General features: G+C 68.7%; 13 protein-coding genes and 1 riboswitch. Of the genes, 10 read left to right on the forward strand and 3 right to left on the reverse strand.

Features of this window, described 5'->3' with window-relative positions; genetic code table 11:
• The first annotated feature begins 117 nt into the window (after positions 1-117).
• Entirely contained in the window at positions 118-999 is an 882-nt protein-coding gene (locus tag ACZZZF_RS06315) for an SDR family oxidoreductase (RefSeq protein WP_053095491.1), read from the forward strand.
• Positions 1,000-1,024: 25 nt separating this feature from the next.
• Here the strand turns inward: ACZZZF_RS06315 and mfd are convergent, their stop codons facing one another.
• The gene (gene mfd, locus ACZZZF_RS06320; protein ID WP_463497568.1) at positions 1,025-4,603 is read right to left on the reverse strand and encodes a transcription-repair coupling factor; all 3,579 of its coding nucleotides are present in this window, start codon (positions 4,601-4,603) and stop codon (positions 1,025-1,027) included.
• Positions 4,604-4,683: 80 nt separating this feature from the next.
• Between mfd and ACZZZF_RS06325 the strand changes: the two genes are divergently transcribed.
• The 7 genes from ACZZZF_RS06325 (at position 4,684) to ACZZZF_RS06355 (ending at position 10,266) form a co-directional block, all read left to right on the forward strand.
• Positions 4,684-5,247, forward strand: a complete 564-nt coding sequence (locus tag ACZZZF_RS06325) for a GNAT family N-acetyltransferase (protein WP_463497571.1) — start codon at positions 4,684-4,686, stop codon at positions 5,245-5,247.
• 33 nt (positions 5,248-5,280) lie between these two features.
• A complete protein-coding gene (locus tag ACZZZF_RS06330; RefSeq protein ID WP_056277894.1) occupies positions 5,281-6,144 on the forward strand; it encodes an Fpg/Nei family DNA glycosylase in 864 nt (287 codons plus the stop codon).
• A gap of 54 nt (positions 6,145-6,198) precedes the next feature.
• A riboswitch (FMN riboswitch) is annotated at positions 6,199-6,344 on the forward strand.
• Positions 6,345-6,415: 71 nt separating this feature from the next.
• A complete protein-coding gene (gene ribD, locus ACZZZF_RS06335) occupies positions 6,416-7,450 on the forward strand; it encodes a bifunctional diaminohydroxyphosphoribosylaminopyrimidine deaminase/5-amino-6-(5-phosphoribosylamino)uracil reductase RibD (protein ID WP_463497574.1) in 1,035 nt (344 codons plus the stop codon).
• The gene (locus ACZZZF_RS06340) at positions 7,450-8,079 is read left to right on the forward strand and encodes a riboflavin synthase (protein ID WP_463497577.1); all 630 of its coding nucleotides are present in this window, start codon (positions 7,450-7,452) and stop codon (positions 8,077-8,079) included. Before ribD ends, ACZZZF_RS06340 begins: the two co-directional genes overlap by 1 nt.
• Positions 8,076-9,344 (forward strand): bifunctional 3,4-dihydroxy-2-butanone-4-phosphate synthase/GTP cyclohydrolase II, encoded by a 1,269-nt coding sequence (locus tag ACZZZF_RS06345; RefSeq protein WP_053095485.1) that lies wholly within the window; start codon positions 8,076-8,078, stop codon positions 9,342-9,344. The genes ACZZZF_RS06340 and ACZZZF_RS06345 overlap by 4 nt, the downstream gene beginning before the upstream one ends.
• Positions 9,341-9,814: a 6,7-dimethyl-8-ribityllumazine synthase gene (gene ribH / locus ACZZZF_RS06350; protein WP_053095484.1), complete on the forward strand. Its 474-nt coding sequence runs from the start codon at positions 9,341-9,343 to the stop codon at positions 9,812-9,814. The genes ACZZZF_RS06345 and ribH overlap by 4 nt, the downstream gene beginning before the upstream one ends.
• A gap of 92 nt (positions 9,815-9,906) precedes the next feature.
• The gene (locus tag ACZZZF_RS06355) at positions 9,907-10,266 is read left to right on the forward strand and encodes a Fe-S protein (RefSeq protein WP_295101330.1); all 360 of its coding nucleotides are present in this window, start codon (positions 9,907-9,909) and stop codon (positions 10,264-10,266) included.
• A 173-nt stretch (positions 10,267-10,439) separates the two neighbouring features.
• Here the strand turns inward: ACZZZF_RS06355 and ACZZZF_RS06360 are convergent, their stop codons facing one another.
• Both ACZZZF_RS06360 and ACZZZF_RS06365 read right to left on the reverse strand, forming a co-directional pair.
• On the reverse strand, positions 10,440-11,258 hold the full coding sequence (locus tag ACZZZF_RS06360) for an endonuclease domain-containing protein (protein WP_463497581.1): 819 nt from the start codon (positions 11,256-11,258) through the stop codon (positions 10,440-10,442).
• A 166-nt stretch (positions 11,259-11,424) separates the two neighbouring features.
• Positions 11,425-12,612 carry a LacI family DNA-binding transcriptional regulator gene (locus ACZZZF_RS06365; protein WP_463497584.1) on the reverse strand — a complete coding sequence of 396 codons (1,188 nt, stop codon included), beginning with the start codon at positions 12,610-12,612 and terminating at the stop codon, positions 11,425-11,427.
• 109 nt (positions 12,613-12,721) lie between these two features.
• Here ACZZZF_RS06365 and ACZZZF_RS06370 point away from each other — a divergent pair, with 109 nt between their 5' ends.
• Together ACZZZF_RS06370 and ACZZZF_RS06375 are read left to right on the forward strand one after the other, a co-directional pair.
• A complete protein-coding gene (locus ACZZZF_RS06370; protein WP_056277859.1) occupies positions 12,722-13,639 on the forward strand; it encodes a carbohydrate ABC transporter permease in 918 nt (305 codons plus the stop codon).
• A 46-nt stretch (positions 13,640-13,685) separates the two neighbouring features.
• Positions 13,686-14,531 carry a carbohydrate ABC transporter permease gene (locus tag ACZZZF_RS06375; protein ID WP_056277856.1) on the forward strand — a complete coding sequence of 282 codons (846 nt, stop codon included), beginning with the start codon at positions 13,686-13,688 and terminating at the stop codon, positions 14,529-14,531.
• Positions 14,532-14,557 lie beyond the last annotated feature (26 nt).

Genomic DNA, 14,557 nt, shown 5'->3' on the forward strand with positions numbered 1-14,557 from the left:
AGGCCGACGGCGGCGTCCTGCTACGCTGACGCCCATGCAATGCAGGTGACTCGATCTCTCCCCCGCCTCCGGCCGCCCCTCGGCATGCCGCGGCATCCTCGATCGAAAGGCATCCTCATGCACTCCGCCGACCTTCCCCTGCTCGGACGCACCGCGCTCGTGACCGGCGTCTCGCGCAGGCGCGGCATCGGATTCGCGACCGCCACGACGCTCGCCTCCCTCGGCGCGAACGTGTTCGTCCATCACTTCCGCCCGCATGATCTCGACCACCCCTGGGGCGGCGACGATCTCGACGCCGTCCGCACCGGCATCCGGGACTCTCTCGCATCCGGAGCGGTGATGGGCGACGCCGAGGCGGATCTCCGTGACCCCGACAGCATCGAACCGCTGCTCGATGCGGCGTCCTCGCTGTCAGGACGGCTCGACATCGTCGTCTGCAATCAGGCGATGAGCGGAGGCGACGGGACGATCTTCGACATGACCGCCGACCGGCTGGACGCGCACTGGCAGGCGAACGCGCGCGCATCGCTGCTGCTCACCGCGGGCCTGGCGCGTCGAGTCCGGGTCGAGCTCGGCGGCGCGGACACCCCCGTCGCCCGCCCGGGCGACAGCATCCCCTCACTCGGCCCGTTCGAGAAGCCGACGGCGCACGTCATCTGGATGACCTCCGGTCAGGGCCACGGAGCGATGCGCGGAGAGATCTCCTATGCGACGAGCAAGGCCGCGCTCGCGGGCATCACGCGGTCGACGGCGGCGGAGCTGCTCGACGTCGGGATCGTGCTGAACACCGTCAACCCGGGCCCCGTGAACACGGGCTACCTCGATGCGGACACCACGGATCGCGATCTCTCCGGCGTCGACGAATGGATCGCCGGCACGCCGTTCGGCCGAGTCGGTCGACCGGACGACCCGGCGCGGCTGATCGGCTGGCTGTGCACCGACGCCGGCTCCTGGGTGGTGGGTCAGGTGCTGACCACGGACGGCGGGTTCTCGCTGTGACGCACGCGAGGTCGCTGCGCCGCGCCTAGGCGTCGACGGTCTTCTCGGCCGAGACGGGCTCGGGGAAGATCGCGGTGAACAGCTGCCCGACCCACTCGAGCAGCTCGGCCGCCTGCAGCGGTTCGAGGCCGACTCCCACGGCGGCCGGCACGGTGGGCATGGGCACGACGAGGGCCTCACCCCCGGCGACCAGCTTCGCCTTGGGATACAGCCGCTGCAGACGCACCTTGATCGAGTCCTCGAGCCGCGCCGGCGCGATGCGCAGGTTCGATCCCATGACCACCACGTCGGAGAGTCCTGCTCTGGCCGCGCGCCGACGCAGACGTGCGACGGCGATCAGACCCTCGACCTCGTCGGGCGGGGTGCCGTAGCGGTCGGTGAGCTCGTCGATGACGAGGTCGATCGCGTCGTCCTTCGCCGTGGCCGCCGAGGCGGCGGAGAGCTTCTGGTAAGCCTCGAGACGGAGTCGCTCGCTGTCGATGTAGTGCTCCGGAATGCGCGCGTCCAGAGGCAGCTCGAGTCGCAGCTCCTGTCCCGACTCGACATCCTCGCCCCGGAACGTCGCGACGGCCTCGCCGATCATCCGAAGATAGAGATCGAATCCGACGCCGGCGATATGCCCGGCCTGCTCGCCGCCGAGCAGGTTGCCCGCGCCGCGCAGTTCGAGGTCCTTGAGCGCGACCTGCATGCCGGAGCCGAGGTCGTTGTTCACGGCGATCGTCTGGAGTCGGTCAGCCGCCGTCTCGCTCAGCGGCTTCATCTCGTCGTAGAGGAAGTAGGCGTACGCACGCTCGCGACCTCGCCCGACACGTCCGCGCAGCTGATGCAGCTGGCTGAGTCCGTACTTGTCGGCGCGGTCGATGATGATCGTGTTCGCGTTCGAGATGTCGAGGCCGGTCTCGATGATCGTCGTCGAGACGAGCACATCGAACTTGCGCTCCCAGAAGTCGTCGACGACCTGCTCGAGCGCGTGCTCGCCCATCTGACCGTGTGCGACCGCGATGCGCGACTCGGGCACGAGCTCGGCGAGCTGTGCCGCGACCCGCTGGATCGACTGCACACGGTTGTGCACGAAGAACACCTGTCCCTCGCGCAGGATCTCGCGCCGGATCGCCGCCGCGATCTGCTTGTCGCTGCGGGGGCCGACGAACGAGAGGATCGGATGCCGGTCCTCCGGCGGGGTGGCGAGCGTCGACATCTCGCGGATGCCGGTGACCGCCATCTCGAGCGTGCGCGGGATCGGCGTCGCACTCATCGCGAGGATGTCGACGTTGGTCTTCATCTTCTTGAGGGTGTCCTTGTGCTCGACGCCGAAGCGCTGCTCCTCGTCGATGATCATCAGACCGAGGTCCTTGAACATGACCTGGTCGGTGAGGATGCGATGCGTGCCGATCACCATGTCGACCGTGCCGTCGAGCAGGCCGTCGAGCGTGAGACGAGCCTCCTTGTCAGTCTGGAAGCGGGACAGCGGCCGCACCTTGACCGGGAATCCGGCGAAGCGCTCGGTGAAGGTCTCGAGATGCTGCTTCACGAGAAGCGTGGTCGGCACCAGCATCGCGACCTGTTTGCCGTCCTGGATCGCCTTGAACGCCGCACGCACGGCGACCTCGGTCTTGCCGAACCCGACATCGCCCGAGAGCAGGCGGTCCATCGGGATCGGCCGCTCCATGTCGGCCTTGATCTCGTCGATGGTCTGCAGCTGATCGAGGGTCTCCGCGAACGGGAACGCCTCTTCGAGCTCGCGCTGCCAGGGCGTGTCCGGACCGAAGGCATGCCCCTTGGCGCTCATCCGCGCCGAATACAGCTTGACGAGCTCGACGGCGATGTCGCGCACGGCCTTGCGCGCCTTGCCCTTCGCCTGCGACCAGTCGCTGCCGCCCATCTTCGAGAGCGTGGGGCCCTCGCCGCCGACGTACTTCGAGAGCAGGTCGAGCTGGTCGGTCGGCACGTAGAGCTTGTCGCCCGGGTAGCCGCGCTTCGACGGCGCGTACTCGAGCACGAGGTAGTCGCGCACCGACTTGGTCGCATTGCGGCCCCCCGTGGAGACCTCGCGCTGCGTCATCTCGACGAAGCGGCCGATGCCGTGGGTGTTGTGCACGACGAAGTCGCCCTGTTTGAGCTGCAACGGGTCGACGACGTTCTTGCGGCGCGAGGCGAGCTTCTTGACGACCCGCTGGTCGCCGCCGATGGTGCGGCCGTAGAACTCGTTGTCGGTGAGGACGGCGAGCTTCGCCTCGCCGATCTGGAAGCCGGCCTCGACGGATCCTGTGACGAGCGTCGCGACGCCGGTGTCGGGCGCCTCGATGAGCTCGGAGACGATGCGCGCGGCGATGCCGCGGTCGGAGAGCACGTCGCGGGCGCGGTCGACGAGTCCGGCACCGGCGGCGATGACCACCACGCGCCACCCCTCGGCCACCTTGGCGTCGACGAACGAGATCGCGCCGTCGACGTTGCCGTGGAACGACGGGATGACCTGGGCGTCGATGGTCTCGGCATCCTCGCCGCCCATCGCGAACGGGCTCAGCCGCCACCACACGCCGCCACGGTCGCGGACGACCTCGCGCAGTCGGGCGATGGTGAGGAAGTCGCCGGCGCCGAGGTCGATGGGAGCCGATGCGCCGGACGTCGCCGCGCTCCAGGCCGCATCGAGGAACTCGCGGTTCGTCTCGCCCAGCGTGATGGCCCGCGCGCTGGAGCGCTCGGGATCGACGACCGCGGTCGCGCTGCCCTCGGGCAGATACTCGGCCAGGGACTTGAGCGGACCGGACACCGCCGGGAGCAGCGACTCCATTCCCTCGACCGGAATGCCCTCTGCCATCTTCTCGAGCATGCCGGCGATCGCCGGGAAGCCGCCGATCAGCGCCCGCGCACGATCGCGCACATCGGGGGTCAGCAGCAGCTCGCGGCTCGGAGGCAGATCGACGCCGTCGACGTCGCCCGGAAGCGAGCGCTGGTCGGCGACGGAGAACGCGCGGATCTGGTCGACCTCATCGCCGAAGAACTCGACGCGGAAGGGGTGTTCCGAGATCGCGGGGAAGACGTCGAGGATGCCGCCGCGCACGGCGAACTCGCCGCGACGCGACACCATGTCGACGCGCGAGTAGGCGCGCTCGACCAGCTGCTCGACGACGCGGTCGAGCTCATGACCGCGCGTGCCGGCGCGCAGCTCGAGCGGAGCGATCTCGCCGAGGTTGCCGGCGATGGGCTGGAGCGCTGCTCGTACCGACGCGACGACGACGAGGGGGTGGTCACCCGACCACTCGGCGACGCGACGGAGGGTCTGCAGTCGCTGACCGACGGTGTCGGGGCTGGGACTCAGTCGCTCATGCGGCAGTGTCTCCCACGCGGGGAAGGTCACGACCTCGGCGTCGGGGATGTAGGCGCCGAGCGCCGCGGCGAGGCTCTCGGCGCGCCGCCCCGTGGGGACGACGGTCAGCAGCGCTGCGGGATGACCTGCGGCGCGGCGCTTCTCGAGCAGGCCGGCGAGCGCCGGCGCGTCGAGGCCGTCGACGAGGCCGAGATCGGCATCGGTCTGCGCCCAGCCGAGGGCGTCACGAAAAAGAGACGCCTCTTCCAAGGCGCGCAGAATCCCCGGAACAGTCACCGGACAAGCCTAGTCGCGGCCGCCGACACCGGGACCGGGAGCCGCGCGCACACGCGTTCTCCGACCCGTAGGATTCCGGGATGGAACCGGTCACCCTCACCACGGACCGCCTCACGCTGCATGTGCCGGACGAGTCGGACATCGACGCGATCGTCGCAGCCTGCCAGGATCCGGAGATCCCGCGGTGGACGACCGTGCCGAGCCCCTACACGCGAGAGCACGCCGCGGACTATGTGCGCCTGATCGGCGAGTGGTGGGCCGACGGGAGCCAGACGATCTGGTGCGCGTATCGCGACGAGGAGCTCGTCGCCTCGATCGGGTTGCACCACATCACGCCGCACCACACCGGCGGGCACGCGGAGCTCGGATACTGGGTCACCTCTGCCGCGCGCGGCAACGGCTACCTCGTCGAGGCCGCGCGCGCCGTCGTCGACTGGGGCTTCGACGAGCTCGGTCTCGCACGGCTGGGCTGGCGGGCGGTCGCGGGCAACATCGCGTCGGCACGGTCGGCGAGGGCGCTCGGGTTCCGCTACGAAGGATTCGCACGCCAGGCGCTCACGAGCGAGCGCGGCCGCGACGACGGCTGGTTCGGCGGACTCCTCGCATCCGACGACCGCACACCGGTCGACTGGCCGGTGCTCTAGTCGCGTGTCCGACCCCGATGGCAGGATGAACGCATGCCGGAGATGCCGGAAGTACAGGGCCTGACCACATTCCTCACCCAGCGCGCGGTGGGGCGGACGATCGTGCGAACCAGCGTGGGCGCGATCGCCGCGCTCAAGACATACGACCCGCCGAACTCCGCACTGCACGGTCAGCAGATCACTGCGGCCTCTCGACGGGGAAAGTTCGTCGTGCTCTCGTGCGGCGACGACCTGCATCTCGTCTTCCACCTGGCCAAGGCGGGCTGGCTGCGCTGGTACGAGACGCTGCCCACGACGCCGATCAAACCCGGCAAGTCGCCCATCGCCGTCCGTGTCGGCCTCGACGACGAGAGCGGATTCGACCTCACCGAGGCCGGCACCAAGAAGTCGCTCGCCGTGTATGTCGTGCGCGACCCGCAGGACGTCCCGGGGATCGCCCGGCTCGGGCCCGACCCTCTCGACGAGTCGTTCACCCGGGAGGTCTTCGGCGGTCTGCTCCAGGGGCGGCGCACGCAGATCAAGGGCCTGCTCCGCGATCAGGGCGTGATCGCCGGAATCGGGAATGCCTACTCCGACGAGATCCTGCACGCCGCGCGGATGTCGCCGTACGCGATCGCCGACAAGCTCGACGACGACGAGGTCGATCGCCTGTATGCCGCCATGCAGACGACTCTCGCGGATGCGGTCGCCGAGGCCTCGGGCAAGCCGCCGGCCGACCTCAAAGACGCCAAGCGCCGTGGGATGCAGGTGCATGCTCGTCGTGGCGAGGCCTGCCCCGTGTGCGGCGACACGGTGCGCAGCGTCTTCTTCGCAGATCGCTCGATGGAGTACTGCCCGACGTGCCAGACCGGTGGCAAACCGCTCGCCGATCGCCGGTTGTCACGGCTGCTCAAGTAGCACTTCGACGCGGAATGAAATGCATCCGGATGTGTTGAGTACACTCAGAGCATCAACGTGCTCCGGGGTCGGTGAGAATCCGAACCGGCGGTGACAGTCCGCGAGCGTCTCGGTTCTCCGAGATGCCGATCCGGTGGAATTCCGGGACCGACGGTGGTGCGAGGCCCAGCCTCGCTAGTCCGGAAGGGAGGCAGCACGGTGCGCCGCCGCGCGCGCGTTCTGCCGACGTCTCCCTCGAGGAGATCCCCCGGAGCCTCAGAGAGGACCACGGATGGCAGTGAACGAGGCGGAACGCCGGGCGATGACCCGTGCGCTCGAGCTCGCGACGCTCGGCCCTCGCGGAGTGAACCCGCAGGTCGGCGCCGTCATCCTCTCCCCCGACGGCGAGATCATCGCCGAAGGCTGGCACCACGGCGCCGGAACGCCCCACGCCGAGGTCGATGCCCTCTCGCGACTCTCCGCCGGCGCCGCCGAGGGGGCGACCGCTGTCGTCACCCTCGAACCGTGCAACCACACCGGTCGCACCGGCCCCTGCGCCGTCGCGCTGATCGAGGCCGGCGTCTCGCGTGTCGTCTACGCCCTCGATGATCCGGGAGCCGTCTCGGGCGGCGGGGCCGACCGCCTCCGCTCGGCGGGCGTCAGCGTCGATGCGGGCGAACAGAGCGATGTCGCACACCGCATCATCGACGGCTGGCTCACCGCTCAGCGCCTCGGCCGCCCCCACGTCACCGTGAAGTGGGCGCAGTCCCTCGACGGCCGCGCGGCGGCATCCGACGGCAGCAGCCAGTGGATCACCGGACCTGAAGCCCGCGCAGACGTCCATCGACGTCGCGCTGCGGCCGATGCGATCGTCGTCGGCACAGGCACTCTGCTCTCCGACGATCCCTCGCTGACGGCTCGCGACGGCGAGGCGCTCCATGAACACCAGCCCGTCCCGGTCGTGATCGGCTCGCGCATCACCCCCGACGATGCGGCGATCCGCCGGCATCCGCAGACTCCGCTCTTCTACAACACCCATGATCTGCATGCCGTGCTCGCCGACCTGCACGCTCGCGGCATCCAGAGCGTGTTCATCGAGGGGGGCCCGACGCTCGCGAGCGCCTTCGTCGCCGCGGGGCTCGCCGATCGCGTGCTCGTCTACATCGCGCCGGTGCTGCTCGGCGGCGACCGGCTGGCACTGACCGACATCGGCGTCGGATCCATCGACGCCGCCCGACGACTGACGATCGACCAGTGGCAGCCCCTCGGGTCCGACCTGCTCGCGATCGCTCATCCCGCGCTCACCACCGAAGAAGGAGCCGCCTGATGTTCACCGGAATCATCGAGGAGATCGGCGAGATCACCGCGATCGCGCCCGCCGGAGACGGCTGGCGGCTGACGGTTCGCGCCCCCAAGGCGGTCTCCGACGCCGTGCACGGCGAGTCCATCGCGGTCTCGGGAGTCTGCCTCACCGTCGTCGACTCGACCGGCGACACCTTCGACGCCGACGTCATGAGGCAGACCCTCGACGTGGCCGCTCTGGGCGGCGCATCCGTCGGCACCCGCGTGAACATCGAGAAGGCGATGCCGGTCGGCGCGCGGCTCGGCGGTCACATCGTGCAGGGACATGTCGACGGCGTCGGCGATGTCCTCGAGGTGCGACCCGGCGAGCAGTGGAGCGTGCTGCGCATCTCGCTGCCCGACGACCTCGCGCCGCTCGTGGTCGACAAGGGCTCCATCTCGGTCGACGGCACCTCCCTCACCGTGAGCGCGGTCAGCGCTGTCGACGCGGACGCTCACTGGTTCGAGATCTCGCTCATCCCCGAGACTCTCGCCGCCACCACCCTCGGCTCCCGCGCGGTCGGCGACCGCGTCAACCTCGAGACCGACATCCTCGCCCGTCACGTCGAGCGCCTGCTGGCGTTCCGGGCAGCACCGGAAGGAGGCTTGCGATGAGCCTTTCCACCATCACCGAAGCCCTCGAGGCCCTTCGCGCGGGGCGCCCCGTGCTCGTCGCAGACGACGAGAACCGCGAGAACGAGGGCGACGTCATCATGTCGGCCGAGCTCGCCACGCCCGAATGGGTGGCATGGACGGTCCGCTGGTCGTCGGGGTTCATCTGCGCGCCGATGCCCGCCGACCTCGCCGACAACCTCAACCTGCAGCCCATGGTGGCCGCCTCCGAGGACGCCCGTTCGACCGCCTACACCGTGAGCGTCGACGCGGCCGAAGGCGTGACCACCGGAATCAGCGCGCACGACCGCGCGCACACGCTGAACGTCCTGGCGAATCCCGATTCGACCGCGACGAGCATCATCCGCCCCGGTCACGTCCTGCCGCTGCGCGCCGTCGACGGCGGAGTGCGCGAGCGCAGCGGCCACACCGAGGCCGCGGTCGATCTGATGAAGCTCGCGGGGCTCCGGCCCGTGGGCGCGATCGCCGAGGTCGTGGCAGAGGACGGCAGCATGATGCGACTGCCCGGACTCATCGAGCTGGGTGCACGCGACGGAGTGCCGGTCATCACGATCGAGCAGCTCATCGCCCACCTCAACGAGGTCGACCCCACCGGCTGGTCGCCCGAACGCGCCAGTCGCCGTGTCAGCCTGCGGGCCGACGCGACCGTGCCGACCACGCACGGGACCTTCCGGTTCCTCGCCTATAAGGACCGGGTGACCGGCACCGATCACATCGCCGTCGTGTCGGGCGAGCCCGGCGAGACCGCCCTCGTGCGCGTGCACTCCGAGTGCCTGACCGGAGAGGCCTTCGGGTCGCTCAAATGCGAATGCGGCCCGCAGCTCGACGCCGCCCTCGACGCGATCGAGCAGGACGGCGGCATCGTCATCTACATGCGCGGCCATGAAGGTCGCGGAATCGGCCTGATCAACAAGCTCCGTGCTTACAGCCTGCAGGAGGAGGGGCTCGACACGGTCGATGCGAATCTCGCACTCGGGCTTCCCGCGGATGCACGGGACTACGCGGCTGCGGCCGGCATCCTCGCCGATCTCGGCGTCTCGAAGGTTCGCCTGTTGACCAACAACACGGACAAGGTGAATCAGCTGCGCACCCTCGGACTCGATGTCGTCGAGCAGGTGCCGCTGATCGTCGGCGTCGGACCGAACAACCATCAATACCTTGAGACCAAGCGTGACCGCATGGGTCACATCATCGGTGAGGCGGAGCTCGCAGAAGCTCTCGCCGACGGACGGAAGGACGACGCATGAGCGGCGCAGGAGCACCCAAGACCGAGAAGATCGACGGACGAGGCCTGAAGGTCGTCATCGTCGCCGGCACCTGGCACGACGTCATCACGAACGGCCTCATCGCCGGCGCCCAGCGTGTGCTCGATGACGCGGACGCCGACTACCGCCTCGTGCGCGTGCCGGGGTCGTTCGAACTCGCCCTCGCCGCCCAAGCCGCCTTCGCGGGTGGAGCGGATGCCGTCGTCGCACTCGGCGTGATCATCCGCGGGGGCACCCCGCACTTCGAGTACGTCTCGGCAGCCACGACCGACGGACTGACGCGGGTCTCGCTCGACGCGGGCAAGCCCGTCGGATTCGGCGTGCTGACGCTCGACGACGAGAAGCAGGGTCTCGACCGCGCCGGGCTCGAGGGCTCGAAGGAGGACAAGGGCGCGGAGGCTGCGGATGCCGCGCTGCGCACGGCGCTCCTGGTGCGCTCGCTGCGCGGCTGAGGCCGGCGTTCGCGTGGCTGAGGTCAGCCTGGCCCGGTAGGTCAGCCTGCCCTTGGTGGCGCGCGCGTCCCGCGTGCTCGTACCGTGAGGGCATGGAGACTCTGCGCCACGTCGTTCTGTTCGTCCATCTCATCGGCTTCGCCGTGCTGTTCGGCGCCTGGGCGGTGCAGGCGTTCGGCGGCAAGCGCGAGTTCACGCGCCTGATGAGCATCGGCATGACCATCGCAGCGATCGCGGGTCTCGCCCTCGCCGCTCCGTGGGGTCTGCCGGAGGGCGTCGAGATGAACTACGCCAAGATCGGCACGAAGCTCGTGGTGCTGCTCGCGATCGGTGCGCTCCTCGGCATCGGCACGTCGAAGCAGCGCAAGTCCGGCAGCGTGCCGCCCGCGATGTTCTGGCTCGTCGGCATCCTGACCGCCCTCAACGCGGGCATCGCCGCCATCTGGCGCTGACTCTCCTTCCCTTCCGCCGGATCAGCGGATTCTGACCTCGGACGCATCGATCTCGCGCCGGCGCCCTCGATCGGGAGGAGATCTGCGCACGGGAGGGCGGTGCGAATCCTGCGAACCTCCGAATCGACGATCTCCTCCGTATCGCCGCCACACCGGCGACCGAGAGAGCCGGCTCACCCACGACGGTGGAGGCCCTGAGCGACGGCCCGAAGGATCACGTCCTGCACTTCGGCCCACCGGTTCATGACCTGGTCGTACCCCACCCTGATGACGTGGTACCCCAGGAGCATCACCCGCGCGTCGTGATCGATGTCGCGAGTTCGCTGCATCCCGACGTGGTGGCCGCCATCGATCTGCAGCACAAGGCACTCCCCGATGAGGAGATCGACGCGATGCCCGGCGATCCAGATCTGGCGCCGCAGGGGCAGGTCGAGCCACCGGAGCCGCGGCACGACGACCGATTCGAGGCCGGAATCCGAGAACGGCGTCGCCTCGTCGATCAGAGCGCGACCGGATTCCGTCAGCGGGAGACGTCGAAGCATGTCGAGATCGACGAGTCCACGATGCAACGCGGAATTCCAGATCGACAGAGCGGCGTCCCTTGGCTGACACCGCGCCACGATGGCGAGGACGTTCTCGATCGGATCCTCGAGGGTTCCAGGGACTCGTGGCACTGCCGGTTTCTCCCAGTGCACATGTCCTGAAACGGCGATGTGTCCGGCGTGCGGTGGTGCCGCGACGTGGGGATCGGCGAGGCCGACATCCCACAGCCCTCTTCTCGTCGCCTGAGTGACGCAGGTGAGTATGACGCCGTCCCGCGCGGCCGCGATGAGCAGCGGGTCGGCATCGCGCGCCGCGACCCAGCCCTTGCGAACTCGGATCAGCTCGCCACGGTCGACGGCGACGCCGATCGCATGCCGTGAGACGCCGGTGACGAGCAGATCGCGCACCCGCGCGGCGCCTCGCGCGGCATCCACCATCGGTTTCTTCATCCTCTCCAGAGTGGATGAAAGGCGCACTCTCACCTCGAGAATGACTGCCCTGAGCCGCGAGTCGGGGAAAGACTCGCGCGTCCGCCATCCGTGCAGAAGCCCCGCGTCCTCATCGCGTGCGTCGATTCGGAGGAGATCTGCACAGGGGAGGTCGATGTGCGTCGTGTCACCCTCCGAATCGAGGATCCCCTCCCCATCGTCGAGGAGCTGGGGAGAGGGGGAGCTGGGCCGAGGTGGGAAGCTGGGCCGAGCGGGGCGAGCTGGGCCGAGGAGGCGCGCCGAAGTGAGGGAGGGCGCGCGAGAGGATGCCGGAGTCAGCGCGCGGCGCGCGGCGGGGCCGAGCTCTCGCGCACGATGAGCTCGGTGCCGACGAGCGGCGTCTGACTGCGCTCTCCCCATCGAGCTCGGCGAGGAGGGCGTCGACCGCGAGAGCGCCGACCTTCTCGGGATGCTGCTGCACCGTGGTCAGCGGCGGCCACAGTTGGGCGGCATCCGGCAGGCCGTCGAACCCGACCACGCTGACGTCGCCGGGAATGTCTCGACCGGCCTCGCGGAATGCCCGCACGACGCCGATCGCCATCTGGTCGTTCGCCGCGAACACGGCGGTGACGCCGTCGTCGTCACGCAGGCGGAGCCCGGCGCGATAGCCGGATTCGGCTGACCAGTCGCCCTGCAGCGGCTCGGGTGCCTCGATGCCGCGCTCCATGAGAGTCGAGCGCCAGGATTCACGTCGACGCTCTGCGGAATAGGACTTCGCCGGTCCTGCGACGTGCCAGACGGTCTCATGGCCGAGGTCGAGCAGGTGCTCGGTCGCGAGGCGCGCACCCTGAGCCTGATCCGTGTCGACGAACGGGTGAGTCGTGCCACGGTTCGAGTCGACGAGCACGACGGGCAGACCGTCGGGGATCTCGACCTCGGCCTCGTCGAGCTGATGCGCCTCGATCACGATGATGATCCCGTCGACGGCGTGCTCCTCCAGGCGGCGGAAGGCTCCCGCGACGGTGTCGCGGGCACTCGACTCGACGGGGATGAGGGTGAGGGCGTATCCCATCTGCGAGGCGCGCACCGCGATCGCATCGAGTGTGCGCTGGTTGCCGTACGAGCTGAAGGAGAACATGATGACGCCGATCGCCCGGAATCGGCCGGATCGCAGCGCACGAGCCGCGCTGTTGGGCCGGTAGCCGAGCCGCTGCATGGCGTCTTCGACGCGCTCCCTGGTGGCGGCGCCGACGTAGCCGCGCGCGTTCACGACGCGCGACACGGTCTGTCCGGAGACGCCGGCCTCGCGGGCCACGTCCTCCATGGAGGGGTCTCGCCGCCGCTGCGGCGGCTCTGCCGACTGTACCGAGGTCACGAGCACTCATCCATTCATGTGTTGACGTTGACACACTAGCAGTGCATCGAATATGTTGACGTTGACACACGGCGCCGTGAGCGCCCGATCTCTAAGAAGGTTCTCGTCAATGACGACTCAAGATTCCGCAGCCCTGGCGGACCACGGCATCCGCCGGCGCGAGAAGCGCGACTGGAAGGGATGGGCCTTCGTCGGCCCGTTCATGGTCGTCTTCGCCCTGGTCTTCCTGACCCCGCTCGCCTACGCGCTCTACCTCAGCTTCTTCCAGGAGAAGCTGATCGGCGGCACGGCGTTCGTCGGGTTCGACAACTACGTCCGCGCGCTCACCGACCCGCAGTTCTGGGAGGCGTTCGGCCGCGTGGTGCTGTTCCTCGTGGTGCAGGTGCCGATCATGCTCGTCCTGGCGCTGGCCGCGGCGCTCGCCCTCGACAGCGCACGCCTGCGCGGCGCATCGTTCTTCCGCATCCTGATCTTCCTGCCGTACGCGGTGCCCGCGGTCGTCGCGGTGCTCATGTGGGGGTACATCTACGGCGACCAGTTCGGTCTGACGTCGAACTTCAACGACTTCCTCGGCAGCGACCTCATCACGCCCTTCGCCCGGGAGTGGATCCTGGTCTCGATCGGCAACATCGTGACCTGGCAGTTCGTCGGCTACAACATGCTGATCTTCTACTCGTCGCTGAAGACCATCCCCACCGACATGTACGAGGCGGCGTCGCTCGACGGCGCGGGTGCCTGGCGCACGATCTTCTCGATCAAGATCCCCTCGGTGCGCGGTGCTCTCGTGATCGCCACGATCTTCTCGATCATCGGCAGCTTCCAGCTCTTCAACGAACCCAACATCCTGCGGCCCCTGGCTCCGAACGTGATCACGACGTACTTCACCCCCAACATGTACGCGTACAACCTCTCGTTCGCCGGACAGCAGTTCAACTACGCCGCGACGATCGCCATCATCATGGGCGTCATCACCGCAGTGATCGCCTACGTCGTGCAGCTGCGCGGCTCGAAGTCGGAGGTGCGCTGACATGGCACTCCCCCTCGCCCGTCCCTCGCAGAAGCGCCACGATCTGATGAATCCGCGCAAGTCGAAGATCCTGCTGATCGTGATGGTGATGTATGCCCTGTACACACTGGTGCCGCTCGTCTGGCTGCTGTTCAGCTCGACCAAGACGCAGTCCGGGCTGTTCAGCTCGTTCGGGCTCTGGTTCTCCGACGACTTCGCATTCGTCGACAACCTGGTGGCGACCTTCTCGTATCAGGACGGCATCTTCCTGCGCTGGCTCGGCAACACGCTGCTCTACGTCGTGGTCGGCGCCGGAGGCGCGACGCTGCTCGCCACCATGGCCGGCTACGGCCTGGCGAAGTACCGCTTCCCCGGCCGCCGCGCGGTGTTCGCCGTCGTGCTCGGCGCGGTCGCCGTGCCGGGCACCGCCCTCGCCGTGCCGACCTTCCTGCTCTTCAGCGAGCTCGGGCTCACGAACACCCCGTGGGCGGTGATCATCCCCTCGCTGATCAGCCCGTTCGGTCTGTACCTGATCTGGGTGTTCGCGTCGGAGTCCGTGCCGACCGAGCTGCTGGAAGCGGCCCGCATCGACGGCGCCGGAGAGTTCCGCACCTTCTTCACGATCTCGATGCGACTGCTCGCACCGGGCATCGTGACGGTGACCCTGTTCACCGTGGTCGCGACGTGGAACAACTACTTCCTGCCGCTGATCATGCTCTCCGACCCGGCCTGGTACCCGCTCACCGTCGGCCTGAACCAGTGGAGCGCTCAGGCGATCGGCGCCGGATCTCAGCCGATCTACAACCTCGTGATCATGGGCTCCCTCCTCACCATCATCCCGATCGTCATCGCCTTCCTGCTGCTGCAGAGGTTCTGGCAGTCAGGTCTCACCGCCGGAAGCGTCAAGCAGTAGCCTCCGGCACCCTCCGCACCGCCCCT

It is taken from the genome of Microbacterium sp. AC215 (genome assembly GCF_979258645.1).

Excerpts from the sequence above, each read along its gene's own strand:
- ribD (WP_463497574.1), top strand. The coding sequence starts at position 6,416 with ATGGCAGTGAACGAGGCGGAACGCCGGGCGATGACCCGTGCGCTCGAG.
- ACZZZF_RS06330 (WP_056277894.1), top strand. The coding sequence starts at position 5,281 with ATGCCGGAGATGCCGGAAGTACAGGGCCTGACCACATTCCTCACCCAG.
- ACZZZF_RS06340 (WP_463497577.1), top strand. The coding sequence starts at position 7,450 with ATGTTCACCGGAATCATCGAGGAGATCGGCGAGATCACCGCGATCGCG.
- ACZZZF_RS06360 (WP_463497581.1), bottom strand. The coding sequence starts at position 11,258 with ATGAAGAAACCGATGGTGGATGCCGCGCGAGGCGCCGCGCGGGTGCGC.
- ACZZZF_RS06345 (WP_053095485.1), top strand. The coding sequence starts at position 8,076 with ATGAGCCTTTCCACCATCACCGAAGCCCTCGAGGCCCTTCGCGCGGGG.
- ribH (WP_053095484.1), top strand. The coding sequence starts at position 9,341 with ATGAGCGGCGCAGGAGCACCCAAGACCGAGAAGATCGACGGACGAGGC.
- ACZZZF_RS06325 (WP_463497571.1), top strand. The coding sequence starts at position 4,684 with ATGGAACCGGTCACCCTCACCACGGACCGCCTCACGCTGCATGTGCCG.
- ACZZZF_RS06355 (WP_295101330.1), top strand. The coding sequence starts at position 9,907 with ATGGAGACTCTGCGCCACGTCGTTCTGTTCGTCCATCTCATCGGCTTC.
- ACZZZF_RS06370 (WP_056277859.1), top strand. The coding sequence starts at position 12,722 with ATGACGACTCAAGATTCCGCAGCCCTGGCGGACCACGGCATCCGCCGG.
- ACZZZF_RS06375 (WP_056277856.1), top strand. The coding sequence starts at position 13,686 with ATGAATCCGCGCAAGTCGAAGATCCTGCTGATCGTGATGGTGATGTAT.
- ACZZZF_RS06315 (WP_053095491.1), top strand. The coding sequence starts at position 118 with ATGCACTCCGCCGACCTTCCCCTGCTCGGACGCACCGCGCTCGTGACC.